Origin of the sequence: Salinispira pacifica (genome assembly GCF_000507245.1) — a bacterium.
Classification (GTDB): Bacteria; Spirochaetota; Spirochaetia; order DSM-27196; family Salinispiraceae; genus Salinispira; species Salinispira pacifica.
Map to the genome: position 1 here is coordinate 1,146,049 of NC_023035.1, position 23,461 is coordinate 1,169,509.

Genomic DNA, 23,461 nt, shown 5'->3' on the forward strand with positions numbered 1-23,461 from the left:
TTTTGCCTGGTTTTCGCAAAAACCGTGCACTTCATACACAAATCCTAGCAGTATTTCATTTATATGTATAGGGTTAAGGTTTTTTCAGGAGGCCCTATTTATGGAGGGAGTGATTGAGCTTAATGCCGGCGTCGCAAGCTTGAATACCGCAGATAATCCCGGACATTCAGCGTAAGCGTCATCACAATGATCAGCACAAATACAATCGTAGTGACCCGTTGAGTCAGCAGATAGGGCGGATACAGCCCGGTCAGTTCTATAATGAGAAACTGGATGTAGGAATTGTGCAGCGGAGGTTTTCCAAGCAAAGATCGAACATTCCAGTGCCAGTCGGTCCAGAAACAGTAGCCGAAACCATGCCAGTATCCCAGAACTACCCATGAGAAAATGGTTAGAAGAACTGTAATAAGATGGATGCGGCGGGTTTTTACAAATCTCCACCCGACAATAGTGAATAGAATAAACAGTGTATGAAAAATGAGGGAGATATTGTCAAATGTTGTGGATTGAAAAAGCAAACCATACCGCCTAAGCCGCTTCATCCAGAACACCATCCTTGCAGAACACGCCCTGAATGACCTTGGGTATGAGCTTATACCCTTTCAATTTCTTCCATTTTAAATTTACAGAAAGAATCTTACACTACCGGGATTTATTCAGTTTGCCGACTTTCTGCCCATCGCCTACAATCAAATATTCTCAGAGATGGGCAGTATGTATTGGCGCACCGAAGGGGCCTGGGAGGCCCCGGTACTGCTGATGATCACATCAGGCGGCTACAAGCCGGGGCTTGGACCGTTTCACGCATCGAGCCTGGAGGCTTTCGGTGTGCATACCCCGGGAATTGATGTGGTTATGCCTTCAACCGCCGGCGATGCGGCGGGCCTCTTGAACAGCATATTCCGCACCAACAGACCGACTCTGTTTTATTATCCGAAAAACTGCCTGAACGACCGTGAAAGCACCACCAGCACCGACATCGCAGATCACTTTGTTCCGGTGGGCAAGGCCTGTCTGGTCAATGAGGGCAGCGACATCAGCCTTATCGGCTGGGGCAATACGGTCTCGCTGATAAAAAAGCCGGTGCGGCTCTGGAATCATAAGGGATATCTGCTGAAATCATCGACTTAAGAAGCCTTTCCCTCTGGGATGCCGATGCGGTCTGCTCATCGGTGGCTAAAACCGGCCGGGTGATCATTGCCCATGAAGACAACAAGTTTTCGGGCTTCGGTGCGGAAATCCTGGCCGAACTCTCAGAGCGCATGGATGCTCCCTTTGCAGCCCGGCGGGTTGTCCGCGACACACCTACGTTCCCTGCAACTTCGGCAATCAGCTCGAAGTATTGCCATCCTACAAGCGGATTCTCGAGACCGCCGTTGAAATGCTCGGCGGATCGTTGAGCTGGAAACTGGACGGCGCAGTTCGGGCCGGAGAGTTTGTGATTGAAGCAATCGGTTCCAGCCCGTCGGACGAGATGGTCACGGTTATTGAGTATCTGGTATCGGAAGGCGATACGGTGGCCGACGGCCAGATCGTGGCCAGTGTGGAAGCTGACAAGGCGGTGACCGAAATCGCCTCGCTAACATCGGGAACGGTTATAGGCTTTCTGGCAGAGGAGGGTGTCGAGGTCGCCGTCGGCAAGGGGCTTATACGGCTCAAGTCCGATACTGAGATTATCGCCAAACCTCCCACCAGGGAAGAACCGGGAACGCCGATTATCAGCATCGCTCCATCGGCCCTCCGTCCCGTTGTGACAGCCACCGTTTCCGCCGGAGCTGGAGCTGCGGGCAGTACAGCGACTGCTTCAGCGGACTATGAAGCTGCGGCAAGCCCCGCCGGTGAAACATTCACCGTGGGTATTGCGGGAGTCGCGTCGAGCATCGGTACCCGGGTAGTAACCACGACGGAAATCTCTGAAATGTGTCCTACCTGAAGTCCGGAAGATATCGTCAAGCGCACCGGCATTCACAGCCGTCACAGGGCCGACGATTCCCAGTCCGCCCTGTCCATGGCCGTGGACGCAGCGGTCAAGATAATCGATGAGAAAAATATCGATGTACGCAAGCTGGCCGGTATCATCTGCTCGACGGGTACTCCCGAAGAAATTACTCCGTCGATGTCATGCCGAATTCTCGACGAATTAAGCCGCCGCTATGCCTCGCCGGATTCGGAGCACAGCGGCGAAAGCTCTGATGAACTGGAAATGCCGGCGTTTGACATTTCTGCTGCCTGCTCGGGCTACCTGTACGGTCTCCAGCTCGCCTACGATAAGCTGCTAGCCGGGGACCGGTCAAGCCCATTCTGCTGATCACCAGCGAACTGCTTTCCCGCCGCCTCGATACCTCCGACCCGTCGACAGCCCCCATCTTCGGCGATGCGGCGACGGCTACCCTGGTGGCTGCAGCAGGTCAGGGGCAGGAAATAGGCTATCGCATACACCGTCCGTTGACCCTGGCCTCCGGCGACCGCGACAGGGTATTGACGGTACCCGCAGATGAATCGGGGATGATTCAAATGGATGGGCCGGCGGTGTATCAGAAGGCGGTGAAGGCGATGATGGATTCGCTGAGCCGGGCTGCCGAAGCCTCCGGCTTTGATGCAACTGCTCTGGAGCTGATAGTTCCTCATCAGGCGAACCAGCGAATTATTAATGCGGTTCGTCAGAGGATGAAGCTGGACAAAAGCAGGGTATTCTCGATGATCGCCGAATACGGCAATACATCGTCCTCCACCATTCCGCTTTGTCTGGAGAAGCTTGCCATCGATAAGGTTGCACCTGCAACCATGGGATTAACCGCGTTTGGAGGCGGTTATACCTATGCGGCTGCTGTTTTGGAAAAGATGTAACTGTTTGCAGGGTGCACCCAAAAGGTGTGAACAAGACAGTACTGCGGCAGGTCGGCGATGCAGAACGTACATCGCCGACCCGGCCGGGTACCCGCCAGTTACAGGGTTATAATTATACGAGGGTGATTTCCACCTGCTGTGAATCATCTGTACTGTCAAAAGCCAGGTACACGGTAAAGCTGCCTGCTTCTGACACCCATCTTTTCTGTTCCGTGCTGTAGAACATAAATGCTTCGGGGGGCAGGGTGAAATCGATCTCTCTTTCTTCTCCCGCCTCCAGTTCCAGTTTTGAAAAGGCCTTGAGCTCCCGGGGAGGCCGGGCAACACTGGCTTCCTGGTCTGAAACATAGAGCTGAACCACGGTTTTTCCCGCTCTCTTTGCGGTGTTTTTTACCGTGCACCGAATGCGTGCCGATTCTCCCTGTCCTATACGGGGAGTATCTGTTGCGGCATTGCTGATTTCGAAGCTGCTGTATGATATACCAAACCCGAAGGGAAACAGCGGTTCGATGTTCTTTTGCTGATACCAGCGGTAGCCCACAAAGACGCCTTCCTTGTACTCGATATCGTAGACGTCTCTCTTGTGCTCCTCCTGGTCATTCCAGCCGCGGTACAGTTCTTCGCCCTCTGGTATGTAGCCGTACCCCGGAGAGTCACTGAATTCCTTCTCTATGGTTATGGGAAGCCGTCCCGAGGGATTGAGGCGTCCGGAAATAATCCCTGCAATGGCAGCATAGCCGTTCTGGCCGGGGTACCAGCCGTAGAGTATTGCCGCAACATCATCGGCCCAGGATGTCATGCGGATGCCCCCGCCGGAGTTCACCAAAACCAGAGTTCTTTTATTGGACCGACAGCAGAGACTAACAAGATTCTCATCGTCTTTCGTCAATTCAAACGCCCGGTCCCAGCCTTCGCTGTCCAGGGTGCCGGTACTCACAAGGACCGTGTCGGCGGTAGAAAGATCCTCGGATGTGGGAGTTGCGGCGAAGTGCAGGCGTCCGGGGAATTCACTTTCGAGGGCTTGGCGGAGGCTGATGTGATTAAAGCCTTCGACTTCAGCTGCACCTCCGCCTTTGGGAATGGTATCGAGGAATTTTCCGCAAACCAGTATTTTGCCCGTGCCATCGAGGGGAAGAAGATCATTGTTTTTCAGCAGTACCGCACCCTCCTCGACGGTTTTACGGGAAATCTCTTCGTGGGCTGGCAGATTCTCAACGAGTTCGTTTTTTTTAAAATCGCTGTCGTACAGATTCATCGCGATGCATGTTTTTACAAGACTGATGACCATTCTGTCGATCTCCGATTCTTTGATTTTCCCCTCATCAAGAAGCCTGGGAACAGCCTGGAGAATTTTGGAGGCGGGCATTTCGAGGTCCTGTCCGGAGTGGACGGTTGCTTCTGCATCTTCAATTGCCCACCAATCGGTCATGACCAGCCACTGGAAGCCGAGTTCCTCTCTGAGAATTCCTGTGATGAGTTCACGGTTTTGACTGCACCATTCACCGTTGAACTGGTTATAGGCGGTCATTACCGCTTTCGCCCCCGCCTCGACTCCTGCCTTGAACGCCGGCAGGTATATTTCGCGAAGTGCCCGGTCATCGACGACGGAGTTACTTTTTCTGCGGAAGTAATCGGTGTTATTGGTAATAAAATGTTTGATTGTGGCAACTACTCCGTTGCTTTGCACACCTTTTACAAATCTTTCGATCATGCGGGCGGCCAGATACGGGTCTTCGCCGAGGTATTCGAAATTCCTCCCTGACTGGGAGTGGCGGTAAATATTCATTCCCGGACCGAGAAGTATTCCCACACCGCCGGCGCGGGCCTCCTCGCCCACCGAGCGTGCGTATTCTTCACTGATTTGGGGGTTCCAGCTTGCTGCCAGACATGACATTGAGGGGAATGCCACCGATTTCTCCAGGCAGGGGGTCATCGGTTCATCCAGCCAGTCGTGGCGTATGTTTATTCCCTGACTGGCATCGGCCATAAATACTTCCCTGATTCCAAGTCGTTCCACTTCACGTGTGAAAAATCCCCGGGTCCCACCGATGAGCAAGAGCTTTTCATCGAGGGTCATCTTTTGTACGAGTTCCTGTGCGTTCAAGGGGTCCTCCCGGCGCAGCTGTGCGCCTGTATGATTTTCTATTGTTGCGACTACTGGTGTGTCATCTTATTTAGTTTACGTTATACAACAAATATTGAGCCGTCAAGCAGGAGTTTTACTTTTTTGTGAAAACCCTTGTGAGAAGAGCAGCAGACGAATCATTATGCACCAAATCGTTGCATATATGTGTATTTTTGGCAGTAAATACCGTCATTTATGCCGAGTAAATAGTGCATAACAGAAATAAAATAATTGTTGACAGTTTTTAAAATGTGAATGTAGGATTACGTAAACAAATTATGAGGGCGTGTTCCGGAAGCGATTTTTGGAGTTCGGCTCTCACAAAACACCTCTTCGGAGGAAAAGGAAGGGAAGAGTGATGAAAAAGCTTGCTCTGCTTGTTCTCATGAGTGCAGTGGTTTTCTCAGCCGTGTTTGCCGCTGGTGGTGCCGAAGCCGCATCAAGCGACAAGGTTGTGCTTACTGCTCTAATTGATTCGTCAGACGGATGGATTAGGAATTTCAATCCCTATGCATCCGGTGCATACCAGTACAACCACGGTTTCACCCTGGAGTACATTGCCCTCTACGACCCGCTTAACAACAACCGCGAAATCCCCTGGCTTGGAGAAGAAATCAGCATGAACGATGATTTCACCTCCATCACCGTTAAGCTTCGCGAAGGTGTAAAGTGGAATGACGGGGAAGATTTCAATGCCGATGACGTGGTGTTCACCTACAAGATCAGCCAGGATCATCCCGAAATCGACCGTCAGGGTTACTGGGGCGACAACGGTAAGCTCCTCGATGTTGTCAAAATCGATGAATACACCGTGCGCTGGGACCTGCGCAGCGCCAATCGCTTTGCTCCCACCGACATCTTTGCAGAAGTTCAGATGATTCCCGAGCATGTATGGAGTGAAGTTGCAGAACCCGCAACCCATGTGCTGGAAAGCCCCATTGGTACCGGCCCCTTCACCGAAGTTGTTGAGTTCACTCCCGAAATGGTAGTGCTCGGTCGGAACCCCTACTACTGGAATGCCGATGACCTGGAAATCGACGAAGTACGCTTTCCTCAATTCAACGACAACGCTGCAGCACTCGCCCTCCTCGAAAGCGGCCAGGTGGACTGGGCACATATTTTTATTCCCGACATCGAAAAAACCTATGTACAGGGCAATCCAAATCGTAAGTACTGGTACGGTAAAAACGACGGCGTACGCCTCGCGTTCAACCACATGACCAAAAACGAAGGTAACCGGGAAGCATTCTTTATTCCCGAGTTCAAGAAGGCTCTCTCAATGGCAATTGACCGCCAGGGCATCATCGATTCAGCCGTATTTGGCTATCTCGATCCGGTAGTACCCCCGGTAACAGGTCTTCCTCCGGCTCTCTGGGGTAGCAGAAATCCCGAAGCTGATGCAATTACCAACCGCTATGCCGAATACGACCTCGACGCAGCCCGCGAAATTCTCGCTGAAGCCGGTTTTCAAGACGTCGACGGCGACGGATGGGTGGAAACTCCCACAGGTCAGACCATCGAATTCGAAATCCTTTCTCCTGCGGGCTGGAGCGACTGGAACGACGGTGCAGTAATCGCAGCTGAAGGTTTCCGGGCTATCGGTGTCAACGCATCTGCCAAAGCTCCCGACCTCGGTGTAATCATCGAAAGCTGGGAAACCGGCGACCACGATGTTCTGTATGCCGGCTACGGAAAGTCTGCCAACCCCTGGAAGTTCTACTTCGACACCATCGGCGACAGCAGCCGCGTTCTGACCCAGACCTGGTGGTCGGTAACCCAGACCAACTACGTAAACGAAGATATCAATGCCCTCATCGACCGTATGCCCTCAGCAAGTGACGCCGAGCTCAAGGAAATTACCGATGAAATCGAGCTGTTCTTCGCAGAAAACATGATCAACATTCCGCTGTTCTACAACGGTCTGTGGTATGTATACAGCACTGAGCGCTTTACCGGTTGGTCTACCGAAGACAATCCGGTAATCGAGCCCGCCCTCGCGGACCACGATGTAAAGCTTTACCACCTGATGCAGCTGAGCCCGGTTAAGTAATCCCGATTACACCGGACAAAGGACGATAAAAGTGAAGTACATATTTAAAAGATTGGGTTTTTACCTGATAGCTTTTATTGCCGCTGTAACGATCAATTTCTTTCTCCCCCGGCTTATGCCGGGGGATCCTGTTCAAATGTACATGGCCCAGCTCTACAATACCAGCGGCACTGTCAATTCCGAGACCATTGCTGCAGTGGAAAAACTCTTCGGATTTGATCAGGAACGGACCCTCATAGAAAGCTATTTCAGTTACATTGGCAATATTTTCCGCGGAAACTGGGGAACATCCTTCAGTCAATTTCCCCTGTCAGTGACAGATGCCCTGCAGCGCGGTCTGGGATGGACAGTGTTCCTTATGGGGACAGCGCTTATCGTTTCATTTACTCTCAACACCCTGCTCGGCATTGTTGTTGCCTGGCGAAGGGGCAGTAAACTGGATTCAGTTCTCACTGTCGGAGGTCAGCTGATGGGTAATATTCCCGCGGTTGTTGTTGCCCTGCTGCTGAGTTTTACGTTTGCCCGATCTGAGATGCTCGGAATTTTTCCATCCGGTTATGCGGTAACGCCGCTGTTCAGACCGGCAAATTTTTTCCAATATGCCCTTGATGTGGCATACCACGCCTTCCTGCCGGTGATGTCTATAGTGCTTATCAACTTCGGCGGAATTATGGGAATGCGTGCAAATATGATAAATCAGCTTGGTGAAGATTTTATCACCATGGGCTGGGCCAAGGGCGTGCCTGATCGCAAGGTTATGTTCGGCTATGGCGCGAGAAATGCCATGCTGCCGGTTGTTACAACCTTTGCCATGCAGATCGGGTTCCTTCTCGGCGGTTCCCTCATTACTGAAATAGTGTTTAATTATCCGGGACTCGGAAAGGTGATGATCGGTGCACTCGATGCCCGGGACTACCCGCTTATGCAGGGTATTTTGCTGATGTCCACCATACTGATGCTTTCGGCCAATTTCCTTGCCGATATAGGACTGCTGGTTCTCGATCCGCGGCTGCGGAAGCAGGGGAGGTAGGCCTATGAACTTTAAACAGACAATACGGCGTTCCGGGGTTTTTCTCAGAGATAATCCCAAGGCGACCACAGGAATATTCCTGCTGACAATAATTCTCGTCCTTACCATGGGAGCTCCGCTTTTCACCGACTTTGATCCCATGTTTAGAACACAAAACTACCGGGTTGAACCGAATGACGAGCACTTTCTTGGAACGACCCAGCTCGGTCGTGATGTGTGGGCCCAGACCCTTTACGGTGGGCGGACATCACTGCTGGTCGGCGTCCTTGCCGGTCTGATCGCGGTAAGTCTCAGCACCATCATCGGTATTACCGCGGGCTACTTCGGCGGCATTGTGGACGGGATTATTACCACCGGGATTAATATAATCATGGTAATTCCCAACATACCCCTATTGCTGGTGCTCGCCTCTCTAATGGGCGGCGTAACGCCTGTGATGATCGCGGTGATTATCGGCTTTACCTCATGGGCATGGGGTGCCCGGGTTCTGCGCAGTCAGACCATGAGCATTCGCAACCGGGAATTTGTTTATGCGGCAGAGACCCTTGGTGAGACAAAAATCCGTCGGCTCTTTGCCGAAGTTATGCCCAACATGCTCTCAATGATGAGTTCGGGCTTTGTCGGTACGGTGATCTACGCAATTATGGCCCAGGCCACACTGGAGTTCCTCGGTTTTGGCGACCTTCTCTCGGTTACCTGGGGAAACATGCTTTACAATGCGGACAAAACTGCTGCCCTGCAGGTCGGCGCATGGTGGGAGCTTCTTGGACCCTGTCTTGCACTGATCATGCTGGGTTCCGGACTGACGCTTATCAACTTCTCCATAGATGAACTGTCCAACCCCAAGCTCAAGGCACAACGCATCATGGCCGGGTATTACAAAGAAAAGAAGAAAGAGGAACGGCTTGCTGAGCGGCATGCCCGCCGCGCTGCGGCAAACGGCAGTGTTCTTCCAACCGACGGTGGAGGGATTAAAGAATGAAGAATGTACTCGAAGTAAGCAATCTCTCCGTCGATTATGTGACCCTCAACGGAAGCGTCCGGGCCGTTGACGATGTGAGCTTTTCCATCGGCGAAGAGCAAAGCCTCGGTCTGGCAGGTGAGTCGGGATGCGGCAAGAGCACCATCGCATACTCACTCATGAGGCTCCATCGGCCTCCCGCATTAATTGCAGAAGGCGATATCCGGCTGGGCGGAGTGGATGTGCTTGCCCTCAACGACGAACAACTGAGAATGTTTCGCTGGCAGCAGGTCAGCATGGTGTTTCAGTCGGCGATGAACTGTTTAAATCCGGTGGTCCGCCTGGAAAAGCAGTTTTTTGAAATCTTCCGTTACCACGGTATTACCAAGGACAAGGAAGATGCCCGGCAGAGATCGGCAAGGCTACTCGAACTTGTGGGCATACCCTCCGACCGTCTGCGGGATTACCCCCATCAGTTTTCCGGAGGAATGCGCCAAAGGGCGGTAATCGCCATGGCACTGGCCCTCCGGCCCCGGCTTCTCATTCTCGACGAGCCGACCACTGCCCTCGACACCGTTGTTCAGCGCGATATTCTCCAGCGGGTCTACGAATTAAAGAAGGAATTCAAGTTCTCAATTCTTTTTATCACCCACGACCTGAGTCTGATGATGGAATTCTGCGATATCGTTGCGATTATGTACGCCGGTAAAATCGTCGAACAGGCTCCGGCGCAGACCATATTACACACACCAAGGCATCCTTACAGCTACGGGCTGAAGAACTCATTTCCCAGCCTTCAGGGCGACATCGAATATATGGAAGGCATACCGGGATCGCCCCTCGATCTTAAAAAAATACCCAAGGGCTGTCGCTTTGCGGCCCGTTGTTTCAAAGCCACCGATGTGTGCCGTGAGCTTGTTCCCGAGCGCCGTCATGTAGGCGACGACTTCTTCGATTGCCACAATCCCCTTCAACCGAGCGAGGCATAACTATGGAGAAAGAAGTACTTTTCTCAGTAAGAAATCTCACCATGGACTTTACCATCGGCGGGAAAACATTATTTTCACGGAGCCGGACGCTGCGGGCCCTCAACGATATCAGCTTTGATATTCACAAGGGCGAGTCGCTGGCCGTTGTGGGCGAATCGGGGAGCGGCAAATCGACGATCTGTCGAATCGCCATGGGATTCTACAAGCCCACCGAAGGGGTGATGAAGTTTGAGAACATGGACGTTCACAAACTCAGTCCTGCGCAGAAACGCATATACAAACAGCGCTCCCAGATGATCTTTCAGGACCCCTTTTCGTCATTAAATCCCCTTCACAATATCTATTATCATCTCAAGCGGCCCCTGCAGTTGTATTATAAAATGAGCCGGAATGAGATGAGGGAGCGGATGGATGAGACTCTTGAACTGGTTGGACTTGTTCCGGCCCATGAGCAGGGGCAGAAGCATCCTCATCAGCTTTCGGGAGGACAAAAACAGCGGGCTTTTCTCGCGCGCATTCTGGCGGTCGGCGCCGATCTTATTTTTGCCGATGAGCCGACCTCAATGCTCGATGTCTCCATTCGCCTCGGCGTACTCAATCTCATGAATCGCCTCAAACGCGATCTTGGCAAGTCCTTCCTCTACATCACCCACGACATCGCAACTGCCCGATATTTTTCCGACCGGATTATTGTACTATATGCCGGACACATGGTTGAATGGGGGGATGTTGATATGGTTGTGAAGGAACCGAAGCATCCCTATACCCGGCTCCTGGTTTCTGCTGCACCCGATCCCGAGCGGGAAGGACCTGCAGAGCTCGAAGTCCGCAAGGACGAGGAAACCGAAATAACAATGTGGACCCCCGAGCGGACAGGCTGCCCCTTTTACAGCCGATGTCCGGTTGCTGAAGACCGATGCAGGCAACAATTCCCCGAAGCACGGGAGGTCGATCCGGGTCGCTTTATCCGCTGTATACACGGTTGATCTGAATAGCTGCGATCAGGGTGGAGGAAGATTTGTGAAGGATTACACAAAAGGAGAGAAGACCAGTCTGAATTTCCACCGCGTCCTCAACAGCATATGGCTGAACGAGGGAGTCAGCAGAGTGGAACTCAGCAGGGAGTTGAACCTTGACAAGGCAACCGTCTCGGTTATTGTGAGCTCTCTGATGAACAACAACCTGGTTCTCGAGGCCGAAAAACAGAATACTTCCTCCAGACCCGGCAGACAGCCGGTGGGTCTGGAAATCAACCGCTGTTTTGGAGCTGTTGCCGGCATAGAGCTTCACATAGACCGGATTAACTGTGTGATTTCGGATATGCACCACAACATCCTGGACAGCATCAGTCTAGAAGGCAGAGTTGACAGAAAGAACATTGATTACAAGCTGCTTAGTCTCATCGATCACATTAAAAAATTGAAGAGCCTTAACGGTATGCCCCTGCTCGGGGCCGCTGTTGCTATTCCTGGACTTGTGGATAGCGAAAACGGGATTATCTTAAAAGCACCGGCAATCGGTCTGTGGGACGAGAGCTATGATTTTTCAAAGCGTGTCGCCGCCCGGGCCGATATTCCTGTTCTTCTCATAAATGATGCCAACGCCTGCGCATCGGGAATCCTTTCATCTCATCGCCGCAATCGTTATGACAGCTTTCTCTTTGTGTATCTCGGTTTTGATCCGGTCCAGGACAAGCTGGAGGGCGAAGTTGATCATCCGGGAATCGGACTGGGTATTGTCCTCAATGGCAAACTTCATATGGGGCCTAAGGGCAGTGCGGGCGAGTTTCAGACCATCGGTTACCGCAGCAACCGGGTGAATCAGTTTAATCTCACCCTCGATGAAATACACAACTACCGCCATTCAGAGGAAATCCAGATCAAGGTCGCAGACGACATCGCCAGCCACCTGGGCTTTTTGGTAAATGTGCTGAATATAGAACAAATTTTCCTTGGCGGAGACCTTGCGTATTACCATCCCAGCCTGGAGGGACGATTGAAGCGTGCAATCGACGAAAGCTGGCCTTACGACAAACCTGTTCCATGCGCTGTGAACTTTTTATACGACGAACACTTCCTTCCTGCAAAGGGTGCCGCCGGCATGCTGCTGGACCGCCTGTTCTCAATACCCGACGTCCTCGATGAAAACAACCTAGCCATACTCAAAGACGCGATCAAAACCGCCGCCGGTTGACGGTAATTATCGTCAAGCTGTTTTACCAGCTATCCTTCCCATGATACAAAAGTAAACGGGAATGATAAAATTCTCCAATTTTTTATGAAAGATTAGCCTGTCCGATTTTAGCCTGCGTTACAGGCGTGAGGACAGTTAGCGGGAAAGAACAAGGTGGTGGTATGAAAACTGAACAGCAATTAGGGCCTCCTGAAAAAACCTTAACCCTCTACATATAAATGAAATACTGCTAGGATTTGTGTATGAAGTGCACGGTTTTTGCGAAAACCAGGCAAAAACCCTTGCACCTGTTTTCTTGGCGGGAGGGATTATGTATAGAACTGAGGACAAAACGCAGCTTTCATTTGAAGATTTCTATCTCCCATTTGGAGGAAAACTGAACCCCAATAACCGCTGGGTTCAGCTTGCCGATTTAATCCCCTGGGAGGATTTGGAAGCAGAATATGCCTCACAGTTTGCTATCGAAAGCGGGCAAGGAGCTTTGGCGATCCCTTTTCGGACAGCTCTTGCAGCCCTGATTATCAAGGAAAAACTGGGCATTACTGATGAAGAAACTGTCATGCAAATCCAGGAAAACCCTTATCTGCAGTACCTGATTGGCATGCAAGGTTACCGGGATGAAGCGCCGTTTGATCCATCGATGCCTGGTCACTCGCTACGCTCGTTGCCCGGCCGTGCATCCGGGATGACGCACTTCAGGAAGCGAATCAGCATGGACATGATCACTCACGCAAATGAATTGATTATTGCCGAAGAACGTAAAAAAAACTGAAGATGATACGGAAGCTGAAAAAGAAGAAAATCCTGAGGTAGAAAACAGCGGAAAGCTTCTGATTGATGCCACCTGCGTACCCGGTGATATTCGATATCCCACCGATCTTTCGATTTTAAACGAGAGCCGGGAAAAACTGGAAACCATCATAGACGTTATTCACGCAGAACGGCCCAAGGGCGCGACAAAACCCCGAACATACCGGCAGAGGGCGCGAAAGGATTTTTTGGCTGTCATCAAAAAGCGCAAAGCGAGCAAGAACAAGATTCGCAAGGCAATACGCAAGCAGCTGGGGTACATACGCCGTAATCTCCGGCATATAGAGCAATTAGCAGCAGGTGTCGGTTTGAAAAGCCTGTCACGGAAACAGTACCGGAATCTGCTGGTGATCTCAGAAGTCTTTCGCCAGCAGGCCCTGATGTATGAAAACAAAGATCATCGAATGTCAGGCCGGATCGGAATATGTCAACATAGATTTCGCGTTCTTTGAAATAAATCAACCTACCTTTTCAGCTCTTTGTTCATTCACTCTGTCTTTATGATCGGGGTTAAGGATCACCGTGTGATTTCCTTCCCAGGTACGGGGGGATCTAGTTCCCCATCGCTCCGGATACCGAGCCCAGGCCTCTTTCATGGTCTGATTTCTTTTCTGGAACAGTATATCATCTTCACCGGCTCGCCGTTGTGCCGGCGTTACATAACCCAGTGCTGAGTGAAGATGCTGCATATTGTACCAGTGTACAAATGCGGCGAACCAGTCCCTGGCTTGATGAATGTCCTCAAAGCGGCCCGGATATTTGGTGCTGTATTTCAGTGTTTTGAAAAAGGTTTCGATGAATGGATTATCATTGCTCACTCGTGGGCGACTGTAAGAGTTTGAAACTCCCAGGGTGTATAATAGCCCCAGCAGACTCAGCCCTTTCATCGGATTTCCATTATCCGAATGTAAATGGGCACCCTTTAGATTGAGTCGCTTCGAAAGCTGCGCAAACAGATCTCGGGCAAGCTGCTCATCCTCTCGATCATGCACTTCCCATCCGACAATAGATCGGTCGAAAATATCGATGATGACGTAGGCAAACAGGAATATGCCTCGAACTGATGTGTGTAGCCACGTAATATCCCAGCTGTATACCTGATTGGGGCCTGTGGCGACTACCTGCGGCGGTTTGCTTGCCATCCGCTTCGGCCGGGTGTTGCTTCGGTGGTGTACCATATTTCGTGCTCGAAGGACACGGTACATTGTGCTCTCAGATGCCAAGTAACTGCCTTCCTGGGCGAGAATTGCGACAATCTCATGCGGAGTTATATCTTTGAATCGCTAACTCGTACACAGGCGGAGAATCTGTTCCCGTTCATCATCGGTAAGCTTCCGCACTACATTCTTGGCAGCACCCTTGCGTTTATCTTCAGTGCCGCCGGAGCGCCAGTTTTGCAGGGTCCGGGGTGAAATGCCCACCATTTCACATGCTTTCCTTTGCCGGGCACCGGCACCCACGGCACTGTCTATGGCTGCTATGACTGATTCTTTCATCTCCTGAGAGATTAATCGTCCTCGTCGTCCTCCAAGATTTGATGGAGTTTTTTTTTCAGGGTGACTAGTGCTGCCATCTCGGCTAAAGCTTTATCTTTTCGGTTCAGCTCTTTTTCCAGTTTTTTAATGCGCTTCTTGGCATCCTTAAGGCTTTGCTTGTCTTTATTGTTTTTGTCAGCCACGGTTTCTCTGAGCTCCTGTTGCCATAATTGTAAATGCTCAGAGTGCAATCCTTTTTCCCGAATCCAGGGGCCGCGATCTTCTTAAATCTTGCGCTCCGGTATAACAACCTATCATTCGCCAGTGGCACCACCGGGACGCCCAGCATCCAGGTTATGCTGATAAACAGGGCAATATAGAAAGGCATTTCGAGAAGACGCAGAACGGTTTTTTCCTGTAGGTCAAATTTTCCATCCTGTTGTTTCCATAATGAACGGAAAACGGTGGAGACATAGATGATAATGGCTATGAAGGCCAAAATGACAGGCAGAATCTGATTAAACAGCCGAATCACCGGATACCGGGAGACTGAATCAATCTGGGCAAGAATACGGGATTCGATCATCAGGGCCGCCAGAGGATCAATTGATTTTATGGCGGCGATGTTGACTCCCACCACGATAACGGGAATTGAAAGTAAGGCAAGTCTCACCTTCATCAGTCTGCTGATTTTACTCATGGCGTCCCCTTTTACTTCCGCCGGTTATCTTTTTGATAAAACCATCGGGGGTTTTCCTTTAAAGTGCTGTGCCGGGGAGCACGCTTCCTGCGGAAAAAGCACCTTTATCTTCTTTCTGGAGTTTCTTCGGATATCTTAATCCATAGGCAGAGACAATTCATTGATCCAGGTTAATTAAAATTGAAGAAGGCGGAGCCGATGTTGCGACTACCGATGGTGAAATCTTCGTTGGTGATGGAAATTGGCTTCGATAATAATCACCCCAGGATTCTGGCTCCGGTTCTGGCGGAGCAAATTGCTGACCTATGACCGGAAGAGGTGCTATAATGGAATCAAGCGCTGAGTCCAAAAAGGTCTACTCTTTGAATTTTGGGTTGATCCACCTTTTGGCGCTACTGGATAAGGCCTCAATTTCAATCGCGGGACGGAGGGTATTATTTTAAAATGTTAAAGAGGTTGCCGAACTTCAGGGAAAACCATCGGCAGATAATCAGTTTTACCATCGTTTTTTTCATACTTTTGATTATTTTGTATCCATTAACGACCGGTATGCACAACTCCCTGGGAATTCAACGATTCTGGAACGATAATACCGCCAAATGGCATGAATGCCTTGCCGCGTCCCTCCCGGAGGAGGATGGAGCCCTATCCCCCGTCAGTACAGCTGCTCCTCTGAAATCTATGGTAGACCGTTTGGAGGGGGAAGATTTTCAGGCTCTTATGCGGTTTTCCCCTGAACTTGCTGCATCTGTAGAGGCTTTTACCGCTCTGATTCATAAAACGGGAACTCCTGGTACCATGGGAGAACTGTTGGAGATTGAGATTCACATCGATAAGGTCGCAGACGTCATTGAAAACCTGGCGGCACTGCAGGTTTCAGCCTTCGAGACTCTTCTTTTTACCAGTTTTATCCTCACCGCCTTCTTGGTTTTCTTCTATGGATACCAGGGAAGACAGTTGGCCGTTGCCATGGAGAAGAAGCGTCGGGCTGATGAAATGAAGCACAGGGTTACCGCTATTCATGAAACCGAGCGTAAAAAGCTGGCCCGGGACCTGCACGACGGAGTAAGTCAGAACATCGCCCTGGCTCGGATGTCCCTGGATAGGTTCCCCGAGGGGAACGCCAAGGTACAGCTGCGGCTGAGCCTGGACAAAACTTTTCAGGAACTTAGGAATATTTTATATGACTTGCGGTCCACCGAAATTAGTGAGACTTCCCTGGATGATCTCATACGGAGAGAATACAACAATTTTCAGGACCAATATGAATTGACCCTTAAGTTAGATCTTCAACAGGATGTTTTTCCCCGTTGGAAGGAGGACCATCTTACCCAATGTATCCGCATTCTCCAGGAAGGGCTGGTAAATATTATACGCCATTCCGGGGGAAAAAAGGGGGAGGTGTCACTCCGCTGCTCCGCCGGAAAGGTTATACTCCTCATTAAAGATGAGGGCCGGGGAATAAAAGGAGGTATACCGGGCATGGGCATCACCGGGATGAAGGAGCGTACAGCCCTTCTCGGTGGAACCATTTCCTGGAAAAGCCCCGGAGGTAAGGGTACTGAAATTCAATTAACCATTCCGGAGGTTCTTTCATGAATATACTTTTTGTCGATGATCACACCATCTTTCGGGAGGGCGTGGCCAGTTTTTTTACCGAGGACAAGAAGTGTAAATCTCTCTTTACCGCCGCCAATATTGATGATGCCCTGGCTATCTTAAGAAATGAGCCGGTGGATCTGTTGATAACAGATCTTAATTTCCCCGAGAGAAGCGGATTTGAATTGCTTGAAAACCTGCAAGGCGAGGCTATAGAGATTCCTGTTATAGTTCTATCAATGCTGGATGATATGGAAACGGTGAAAAAGGTTCTTAGTTTGGGGGCCCGGGGGTATATCACAAAAAGTTCCGGGTTTGAATCCCTGTCAAGGGCTATAAAGGAGGTATCTACCGGAGGATACCATTTTGACCAGCAGATTTTAAGCCTCCTGGTAAAATGTGCTGTTAAACAAGTGAAAAAAGCGGATTGTAACGGCTTTGATGAGACGGCTTTACTTGACCTCTCGGAGCGGCAGCGGGAGGTGTTTCTCCTGCTGGCGAAGGGGATCAAGATCGAAGAGATTGCCGAAAAGCTCTACATAAGCCTGAAAACCGTTGAAAACCACCGAACCCAGATATACAAAAAACTGGGAGTTAGTGACCGCTTGGAGCTTCACAGACTTGCTGAAGAATGTCAATTAATTTGATCTAAGGGGTTATTGCCTTTTCGGGTTCCCTTGTTCAAGAGGGGGTGCTGTAAGATGGCATAACTCACCAAGGCAGAAAAGACCTTGTCCAAAATGTTTGAGATCATTCCCGCCCAGAAAAGGGCGGTGACAAAAGACCGTCCGGTCACAATAAGCCCCATCACCAGTTTGTCGATTCCGTGAACTTTTGTTACACCGCTGAAGAGATAAAAAGAGATAACCGACCCCACCACACCATTGATTAGGGCGGCGAAAAGACCCAGCCATAGAAAGCCCGTTACATTTTTTAAAAAATCCCGTTTTTTCATGAATGCGGCAATCATTACGGTCAGGATATGACAGATTACAAAGGGAAAGAGGGTTTGACTGGTTAGGGCCAAAATTCCGTTGGTGAGCACGGCGGTTGCCAGACCCGGAAGGAGTCCGAAACTGACCGTTACCACCATAGAGAAGAGGCTGTCCATATAGAGGGGAATCCCGATCTTTCCCACCAAACTTGCCAGAAGAACATTGAGGAGGGCGGCAATAAAAACCGCCGGTAGTATTTTCAAAGGGATAACAGACTTCACCATGCAGCGAAGTATAACCAATAATAGAACAGAAAGCCATTCTGTCTGGAGCTCATCGGGATTCCAGCGGGATTTTTTCCCAAAAGAATGAGTGGTTTCACTCATTGCGCCAAGGGGTGGGTTGTTTCTACAATTAACTCCGAAGAGTTGTATCCATTAACAGATTAGATTCCAAAGGAGTATGTATGTTACGTAAGTTGCCAATTCTGATTCTTTTTGTTCCTCTCTTTTTTTCCTGCCGGCTGTTTGGGCCTGATACCTATGAACTTTCCGTGTCCGTGGAGAGTGGGTCCGTATCCCCCAGCTCATCGGTGATAAGTAGGTATATTATCGAGACAATAACCGATGATTCCTATTATAAGGCAGACCGGCAAGATGCCACCAAAGGAGCGTTGGTAAACAGTTTTACCCCTGAAGAATTCGTTCTAAATTTGGACCTTCTTAAACTCTACACATCTTCAGAATCAGCCTCCATTACACCTCTTCGAAGTAACCCCGATGGGGCCATAATTCCTCGACATGTCAACATTAAAAAAGCGGATAGTTTTGTCCGGGATTTTCAGGTTGCTGGCGCCGAATGGGATGGTATTTACATGCAGTTTCTCCCGGGTGTTGGTATTGAAGGAACCGGGTTGTACGAGGGCGACCGGATGAACGTGATGAGCTATATAGCCCTTGATCTAGGGCCGGATTACGACGGCATCCTTCTTCCAAATGAGATGCCGCAGGATGGATCCAATTATCAATTAAACCTGCCCGATATGAATTCTGATCTTCATTATTTTCAGTTTTCCGATGTTCAACCTTTTGATGTTGGTGACGGTTTCCTCAGCTACCTGATTATCGGCAGCGATGTTGAACAGAGTGGTATTCAAAATCCCTCCGGTGAAATGCCCCCTGCGGATCAAGGATATTGGGAGTTGCCAGGAGGATCTGGAGGAACCAGCGGCAATGCGGTCATGGTGTTCAAGCCGGGTCCCGCCTTTGATTTTAGTCAATACGCCAAACCGGAAATTGTTTTCGTTTGGGATGTAAACAATCTTGTGGAAGTTTGGGATGCCGGCACCCCGAACAGGGCTGACGATATCGTTACTTTTAAACTTGATAACCCCTTTCCGGTAGGATTGGAACTACAGGAGAAGGATGATCCTTCGGCAGGAACTGCTGATTCTGTTCCTCCTGGATCCGTAGTCGGTGCGGCCATTTCTGGAAGGTCCACACACAACACGTTATTGTGGATTAACCCTTCAGATGATGACTTTAAGGAAATCGTTATTGTCAGGAAAGAAGGGTCTGCTCCGGTCGATGAAAATGATGGGATGGAAGTATACAGGGGATATGAACCAAACTTTTGCGATACCGATGTGACATCAGGCGTACACTATTTCTATAAAATCTTCGCTCTTGACTATTCTGACAATCTGTCAGTGGGGGTTGATGTCGATAGGACTGTAAATTAAGGTTGCGCGCTAACTCTCTCCCAAAGGGGAGAGAAGTAAATATTTTGGTACACTGCCTTCGGCGTGGGCGGTGAATTCTATTTATAACAATTAATAAAATCATTCAACTACCGATTTTGGGGAGTGTCTTTTACGAAGACACTCCCCTTTATTTTCCCTCCGGACGTCATCAGCAATAAGTGGTAGGATGGATGGGATATTCCGTCTGTGACGAATTATAAAAGGAGCCCCGAATGAAATATTTAACTTTCACCAGTATAGTGTTATGTGTACGCTCAGCAAACGCTTAATTTTTCATCTGTTTCAGAATCACAGTATATACCACGTGGCCGGAATGAGCTTCACCGGATTTTCGAGCAACATTTTTCTGATTTCTGTTCTGAATACGACATGAAGTATGCAACAGATTATGGCAAATTCCGTCTGCAAAGAATTGAGAACGCAGGAGAGAAATTTATTACCTGTGGCGATTATCTACACGGAATCGCACGCATCCGCTGTCAAAACAAAGATTGCGGCTATGACTATTTCAGACCATTTTCCTGTAAAGGGTTTTATCTCTGCCCATCCTGCAGTCAGAAACGAACATTGCTGCTTTCTGAACATTTCACTGAAGAGGTGTTCCTTGATCTTCCCTGGCTGCATGGCCGAGCAGGAAACCGCAGGTTTCCGACCAGGCCCCATCGACAGTTTGTTTTTACCCTTCCGAAAGTCCTTCGGCTTATCTTTCGCCGCAACCGCACACTCTTTGCCAAAGTTTCACGGTTAATAAACCAGCTCATTTCCGATTTTTATTCATATGTAACCGGAAGGACTATTCGTTTTGGAATGATCGTAGCACACCAGACTTTCGGTGATTAAAGGTGCGTACCGCAGCAGCATGTGCTGATGCGAGGAACGCACCGACAATGCTTCGTTGGAACCCGCATTTCCACTGCATCGTTCTTGAAGGAGGCTTCGACCAGGATGGCCAATTCTTTTATATTCCATTTTCCGATTTAAGTAGGGCCTCCTGAAAAAACCCTATGCTGCCATATTACCATACCCCAATACCACGGGGAAATGAGACTTCGTAATTTTTCGGCTGCGTAGCATAGCTATGATAAAGACGTAAAAAAGATCCTTCCGAATCTTTTCCAGGTTCATCACCAGCATGATCATGGCCACCTGCGATTCACTGGTCTCAGCAAGCTTTGTCATTAATCGACCCATTGAGTACCGTCGTTTTGCTCTGCCAAATGTCCCTTCGACAGCTATTCTATCCAGCTCATCCTGACGGGCCAGCTTCTTTCGTTCTCGATTTTCTCCACGATCTTTCGGTGGACGACCAAGCGGCGGACCGGATAATCTGATTCCCCGTTCCTTGCACCAATTCCGGTTGCCCCTGGTGCGGTAAATCTGATCGGCGTGTATTGATTCCGGATACACACCATATCTGTGCCTGTACTTTTCAGCCTGCATGACTAAATCACCAGACTCGTTGTATGGATCCCATGAACAGCGATCGATAAACATGTACCCGTCAATATTGGCGGATGAAATCTTCATGCCGAACTCAACCGGGGTACCGGCTTTTCCCCTGACGATGGGTCGAATATGGGGTTGGGAGATACTCACAATCCGGCCCGATATTCGATGATCTTTGGATTCATACATCAGTGCCTGCTGGCGAAAGACTTCCGAGATAACCAACAGATTCCGGTACTGCTGCCGAGACAGGCTATTCAAGCCGACTACCGTCGCTAATTGCTCTATATGCCGGAGATTACGGCGTATGTACCCCAGCTGCTTGCGTATTGCCTTGCGCATCTTGTTCTTGCTTGCTCTGCGCTTTTTGATGACAGCCAAAAAATCCTTTCGCGCTTTCTGCCGGTAGGTTCGGGGTTTTGTCGCCCCCTTGGGCCGTTCTGCGTGAAGAACGTCTAGGATGGTTTCCAGTTTTTCCCGGCTCTCATTTAAAAGGGAAAGGTCTGTGGGATATCGAATATCACCGGGCACGCAGGTGGCATCAATCAGAAGCTTTCCGTTGTTTTCTACCTCAGGATTTTCTTCTTTTTCAGCTTCCGTATCATCTTTCGTTTTTTTTACGTTCTTCGGCAATTATCATTTCATTTGCCCGGGAAATCATGTCCATGCTGATTCGCTTTCTGAAATGAACCATCCCGGATGCACGGCCGGGCAACGAGCGTAGCGAGTGACCAGGCATGGATGGATCAAAAGGAGCCTCATCCTGGTACCCCTGCATTCCGATGAGATATTGCAGGTAAGGCGTCTCACGAATCTGCTCCACGGTTTCCTCATCTGTAATTCCTAATTTTTCCTTTATAATCAGGGCACCCAGAGCTGTCCGAAACTGTATTGCCGGAGCGCCTTGCCCGCTTTCGATAGCAAACTGTGAGGCGTATTCTGCTTCTAAATCTTCCCAGGGAATTAAATCAGCAAGCTGTACCCAGCGGTTATTGGGGTTCAGTTTGCCTCCAAATGGGAGATAGAAATCTTCAAATGAAAGCTGCGTTTTGTCCTCAGTTCTATACATAATCCCTCCCGCCAAGAAAACAGGTGCAAGGGTTTTTGCCTGGTTTTCGCAAAAACCGTGCACTTCATGCACAAATTCTAGCAGTATTTCATTTATATGTATAGGGTTAAGGTTTTTTCAGGAGGCCCTACTTTGGAAACGGAATAATTTCGGGGCCGGGCTATTAACGTGCCTTGACGGCGGGGGGCCTTATATGTGTTATGTAGCTCATTTTCAAATTTCTTCACTTAATTCTTTTAACTTTTCAATTGGGAAGAACCCATCTCCAGAGCATAGAACCGGTGTCTCATTCAATCTCTTATTCAAAAAGTAATTATTCTTCGATTTATTGTTTGGATCAGGAAGATCTATTCGCTCCAGATAATATGGAATCATTAGCATAAAATCATTCATCGAACCCAATACGCTTCTGCTATGGGTTTTAACCAAATTTACTTTCGCAGTGCTGGATCCAAGTAGCTTTTCGATTTGAGTGTCAGTAAAATTTTCTATTCGTAAATTTTTAATAAGATTGTGGATAAACAGATCATCAAAATTGCGAAGATCTTCTTTGATTATATTGAAGAGAAGAAATGAGAATCTACTAAGATCATGAGTGAAAAGAATTGCTTTGCGGCGATTAAAATAGGTTAGGTTTGAATGCCAAAAATGAATTGAGCTTATTGTTTGTTTGGGTAATGCTTTGAAGGACACTTCTTTAATCTGATCCTGAATCTTTTTCGTGCACCCAATGGTAATCTGATTTCCTGAATTATTCATACGCGAAAATATTCCTAATCTTTTCTTTGTCGATGGTCCGGTAAATATAATAATCATTATCGATTGTTATAATTTCCTTGATATTCAATTTTTCAGAAATAAAAACCAGTGATGCATCTGCAAGATCCATTGGAATATCTGAATATTTTTCTGAGAGAGAAATAATCCTATCCAAACCTTCGTATTTTATTTCTTCAATTATTATGCCTCCAAGCCTAATCCATCTTAGAAAGTCAATTTGAGCCTGAACATTGAAAGAGAGCATGTGAGACACTTCAGTGATAACCGGCCAGGTACTTATTAATCTTCCTTTATAATTTTTAAGGAAATCAAAGATCGATTGGTAATATTTATCATTTTTATTAAAAAGTGCGATTAAAGGACCAGCATCAATGAGAGTGTTTTGCATTGAGCTGTTCCTTTAGCCGGTATTTATATTCTGAGGAGAGATTTGAACCTGCGCCATATTTTCCAAAAAATTCGAGGCCTAATTCATAAGGTGGTTTAGATTGATAATGAAATTCGTAATATTCTGAAATTGCTTTTTTGATAATTTCTGATTTAGTAGTTTTTTCTACTTCTATTATTTGAGCAAGCTTATTATCAATTTCATCATTTAAGCGGACAGTTGTCATTCAATCCTCCGTATTACGTATTGTAATACTAGTTTGGATTGAAAATCAATACTAAGTCTACATAACGTCCGCATCA

The 23,461-nt window shown here is 48.8% G+C and carries 28 protein-coding genes; 18 read left to right on the plus strand and 10 right to left on the minus strand.

The annotated features are described in order from the left end of the window. Nucleotides 1-119: 119 nt before the first annotated feature. The gene (locus L21SP2_RS05000) at nucleotides 120-542 is read right to left on the minus strand and encodes a DUF2784 domain-containing protein (RefSeq protein ID WP_144082926.1); all 423 of its coding nucleotides are present in this window, start codon (nucleotides 540-542) and stop codon (nucleotides 120-122) included. Nucleotides 543-621: 79 nt separating this feature from the next. Here L21SP2_RS05000 and L21SP2_RS16885 point away from each other — a divergent pair, with 79 nt between their 5' ends. The 5 genes from L21SP2_RS16885 to L21SP2_RS16900 all read left to right on the plus strand — a co-directional run bounded on the left by L21SP2_RS16885 (nucleotide 622) and on the right by L21SP2_RS16900 (nucleotide 2,847). Then, a complete protein-coding gene (locus L21SP2_RS16885; protein WP_081719473.1) occupies nucleotides 622-1,131 on the plus strand; it encodes a hypothetical protein in 510 nt (169 codons plus the stop codon). Next, nucleotides 1,122-1,400 (plus strand): transketolase C-terminal domain-containing protein, encoded by a 279-nt coding sequence (locus tag L21SP2_RS19205; protein WP_425277209.1) that lies wholly within the window; start codon nucleotides 1,122-1,124, stop codon nucleotides 1,398-1,400. The genes L21SP2_RS16885 and L21SP2_RS19205 overlap by 10 nt, the downstream gene beginning before the upstream one ends. Continuing rightward, nucleotides 1,343-1,933: a biotin/lipoyl-containing protein gene (locus L21SP2_RS16890; protein ID WP_144082927.1), complete on the plus strand. Its 591-nt coding sequence runs from the start codon at nucleotides 1,343-1,345 to the stop codon at nucleotides 1,931-1,933. The genes L21SP2_RS19205 and L21SP2_RS16890 overlap by 58 nt, the downstream gene beginning before the upstream one ends. 75 nt (nucleotides 1,934-2,008) lie before the next feature. Further along, nucleotides 2,009-2,308, plus strand: coding sequence for a beta-ketoacyl-[acyl-carrier-protein] synthase family protein (locus tag L21SP2_RS16895; RefSeq protein ID WP_053335590.1), 300 nt, complete (start codon nucleotides 2,009-2,011; stop codon nucleotides 2,306-2,308). Between the two features lie 86 nt (nucleotides 2,309-2,394). Then, the gene (locus L21SP2_RS16900; RefSeq protein ID WP_081719475.1) at nucleotides 2,395-2,847 is read left to right on the plus strand and encodes a 3-oxoacyl-[acyl-carrier-protein] synthase III C-terminal domain-containing protein; all 453 of its coding nucleotides are present in this window, start codon (nucleotides 2,395-2,397) and stop codon (nucleotides 2,845-2,847) included. A 112-nt stretch (nucleotides 2,848-2,959) separates the two neighbouring features. On the opposite strand, the gene L21SP2_RS05010 is transcribed toward L21SP2_RS16900, so the two are convergent. Beyond that, the gene (locus L21SP2_RS05010) at nucleotides 2,960-4,951 is read right to left on the minus strand and encodes a beta-glucosidase (RefSeq protein WP_211233434.1); all 1,992 of its coding nucleotides are present in this window, start codon (nucleotides 4,949-4,951) and stop codon (nucleotides 2,960-2,962) included. Nucleotides 4,952-5,330: 379 nt separating this feature from the next. Here L21SP2_RS05010 and L21SP2_RS05015 point away from each other — a divergent pair, with 379 nt between their 5' ends. The 8 genes from L21SP2_RS05015 to L21SP2_RS16910 all read left to right on the plus strand — a co-directional run bounded on the left by L21SP2_RS05015 (nucleotide 5,331) and on the right by L21SP2_RS16910 (nucleotide 13,457). After that, the gene (locus tag L21SP2_RS05015; protein ID WP_024267411.1) at nucleotides 5,331-7,022 is read left to right on the plus strand and encodes an ABC transporter substrate-binding protein; all 1,692 of its coding nucleotides are present in this window, start codon (nucleotides 5,331-5,333) and stop codon (nucleotides 7,020-7,022) included. Nucleotides 7,023-7,053: 31 nt separating this feature from the next. Continuing rightward, complete coding sequence (locus L21SP2_RS05020) at nucleotides 7,054-8,052, plus strand: ABC transporter permease (RefSeq protein WP_024267412.1); 999 nt, start codon at nucleotides 7,054-7,056, stop codon at nucleotides 8,050-8,052. 4 nt (nucleotides 8,053-8,056) lie between these two features. Then, nucleotides 8,057-9,034, plus strand: a complete 978-nt coding sequence (locus tag L21SP2_RS05025; protein ID WP_024267413.1) for an ABC transporter permease — start codon at nucleotides 8,057-8,059, stop codon at nucleotides 9,032-9,034. Further along, on the plus strand, nucleotides 9,031-10,002 hold the full coding sequence (locus tag L21SP2_RS05030) for an ABC transporter ATP-binding protein (RefSeq protein WP_024267414.1): 972 nt from the start codon (nucleotides 9,031-9,033) through the stop codon (nucleotides 10,000-10,002). Before L21SP2_RS05025 ends, L21SP2_RS05030 begins: the two co-directional genes overlap by 4 nt. Nucleotides 10,003-10,004: 2 nt before the next feature. Beyond that, on the plus strand, nucleotides 10,005-10,988 hold the full coding sequence (locus L21SP2_RS05035) for an ABC transporter ATP-binding protein (RefSeq protein ID WP_024267415.1): 984 nt from the start codon (nucleotides 10,005-10,007) through the stop codon (nucleotides 10,986-10,988). A 34-nt stretch (nucleotides 10,989-11,022) separates the two neighbouring features. Then, complete coding sequence (locus tag L21SP2_RS05040) at nucleotides 11,023-12,195, plus strand: ROK family transcriptional regulator (RefSeq protein WP_024267416.1); 1,173 nt, start codon at nucleotides 11,023-11,025, stop codon at nucleotides 12,193-12,195. Nucleotides 12,196-12,505: 310 nt separating this feature from the next. Then, the gene (locus L21SP2_RS16905) at nucleotides 12,506-12,967 is read left to right on the plus strand and encodes an IS5 family transposase (protein WP_053335592.1); all 462 of its coding nucleotides are present in this window, start codon (nucleotides 12,506-12,508) and stop codon (nucleotides 12,965-12,967) included. Then, nucleotides 12,942-13,457, plus strand: coding sequence for a hypothetical protein (locus L21SP2_RS16910; RefSeq protein ID WP_053335593.1), 516 nt, complete (start codon nucleotides 12,942-12,944; stop codon nucleotides 13,455-13,457). The genes L21SP2_RS16905 and L21SP2_RS16910 overlap by 26 nt, the downstream gene beginning before the upstream one ends. 6 nt (nucleotides 13,458-13,463) lie before the next feature. Here the strand turns inward: L21SP2_RS16910 and L21SP2_RS05050 are convergent, their stop codons facing one another. The 3 genes from L21SP2_RS05050 to L21SP2_RS05055 form a co-directional block, all read right to left on the minus strand. Continuing rightward, nucleotides 13,464-14,276 (minus strand): IS3 family transposase, encoded by an 813-nt coding sequence (locus L21SP2_RS05050; RefSeq protein WP_144082928.1) that lies wholly within the window; start codon nucleotides 14,274-14,276, stop codon nucleotides 13,464-13,466. Nucleotides 14,277-14,288: 12 nt separating this feature from the next. Beyond that, entirely contained in the window at nucleotides 14,289-14,501 is a 213-nt protein-coding gene (locus L21SP2_RS18300; protein WP_144082929.1) for a helix-turn-helix domain-containing protein, read from the minus strand. Between the two features lie 103 nt (nucleotides 14,502-14,604). Continuing rightward, nucleotides 14,605-15,180 carry a hypothetical protein gene (locus L21SP2_RS05055; protein WP_041401208.1) on the minus strand — a complete coding sequence of 192 codons (576 nt, stop codon included), beginning with the start codon at nucleotides 15,178-15,180 and terminating at the stop codon, nucleotides 14,605-14,607. A gap of 444 nt (nucleotides 15,181-15,624) precedes the next feature. Here L21SP2_RS05055 and L21SP2_RS05060 point away from each other — a divergent pair, with 444 nt between their 5' ends. Next, entirely contained in the window at nucleotides 15,625-16,779 is a 1,155-nt protein-coding gene (locus L21SP2_RS05060) for a sensor histidine kinase (protein ID WP_041401210.1), read from the plus strand. Then, nucleotides 16,776-17,426: a response regulator gene (locus tag L21SP2_RS18665; RefSeq protein WP_024267420.1), complete on the plus strand. Its 651-nt coding sequence runs from the start codon at nucleotides 16,776-16,778 to the stop codon at nucleotides 17,424-17,426. The genes L21SP2_RS05060 and L21SP2_RS18665 overlap by 4 nt, the downstream gene beginning before the upstream one ends. Here L21SP2_RS18665 and L21SP2_RS05070 read toward each other — a convergent pair. After that, nucleotides 17,414-17,977 carry a hypothetical protein gene (locus tag L21SP2_RS05070; protein ID WP_169730428.1) on the minus strand — a complete coding sequence of 188 codons (564 nt, stop codon included), beginning with the start codon at nucleotides 17,975-17,977 and terminating at the stop codon, nucleotides 17,414-17,416. The two genes, L21SP2_RS18665 and L21SP2_RS05070, sit on opposite strands and share 13 nt — an antisense overlap. 203 nt (nucleotides 17,978-18,180) lie before the next feature. Between L21SP2_RS05070 and L21SP2_RS05075 the strand changes: the two genes are divergently transcribed. The 3 genes from L21SP2_RS05075 to L21SP2_RS19210 all read left to right on the plus strand — a co-directional run bounded on the left by L21SP2_RS05075 (nucleotide 18,181) and on the right by L21SP2_RS19210 (nucleotide 20,471). Then, a complete protein-coding gene (locus tag L21SP2_RS05075; protein ID WP_024267422.1) occupies nucleotides 18,181-19,455 on the plus strand; it encodes a hypothetical protein in 1,275 nt (424 codons plus the stop codon). Nucleotides 19,456-19,722: 267 nt separating this feature from the next. After that, nucleotides 19,723-20,316 carry a transposase zinc-binding domain-containing protein gene (locus L21SP2_RS05080; protein ID WP_144082930.1) on the plus strand — a complete coding sequence of 198 codons (594 nt, stop codon included), beginning with the start codon at nucleotides 19,723-19,725 and terminating at the stop codon, nucleotides 20,314-20,316. Between the two features lie 47 nt (nucleotides 20,317-20,363). Continuing rightward, the gene (locus L21SP2_RS19210) at nucleotides 20,364-20,471 is read left to right on the plus strand and encodes a transposase (RefSeq protein WP_144082931.1); all 108 of its coding nucleotides are present in this window, start codon (nucleotides 20,364-20,366) and stop codon (nucleotides 20,469-20,471) included. A 7-nt stretch (nucleotides 20,472-20,478) separates the two neighbouring features. Here L21SP2_RS19210 and L21SP2_RS05085 read toward each other — a convergent pair. The 4 genes from L21SP2_RS05085 to L21SP2_RS05100 form a co-directional block, all read right to left on the minus strand. Continuing rightward, nucleotides 20,479-21,991 (minus strand): IS5 family transposase gene (locus L21SP2_RS05085; protein WP_425277204.1). Its coding sequence is split into 2 segments (ribosomal slippage): nucleotides 20,479-21,552 and nucleotides 21,554-21,991, totalling 1,512 coding nucleotides; the frame shifts between segments, so codons are not numbered across the junction. Between the two features lie 213 nt (nucleotides 21,992-22,204). Further along, complete coding sequence (locus L21SP2_RS16920; protein ID WP_053335596.1) at nucleotides 22,205-22,750, minus strand: DUF6933 domain-containing protein; 546 nt, start codon at nucleotides 22,748-22,750, stop codon at nucleotides 22,205-22,207. Further along, the gene (locus L21SP2_RS05095; protein WP_041401214.1) at nucleotides 22,743-23,159 is read right to left on the minus strand and encodes a type II toxin-antitoxin system VapC family toxin; all 417 of its coding nucleotides are present in this window, start codon (nucleotides 23,157-23,159) and stop codon (nucleotides 22,743-22,745) included. The genes L21SP2_RS16920 and L21SP2_RS05095 overlap by 8 nt, the downstream gene beginning before the upstream one ends. Further along, on the minus strand, nucleotides 23,140-23,385 hold the full coding sequence (locus tag L21SP2_RS05100) for a CopG family ribbon-helix-helix protein (RefSeq protein ID WP_024267426.1): 246 nt from the start codon (nucleotides 23,383-23,385) through the stop codon (nucleotides 23,140-23,142). Before L21SP2_RS05100 ends, L21SP2_RS05095 begins: the two co-directional genes overlap by 20 nt. Nucleotides 23,386-23,461 lie beyond the last annotated feature (76 nt).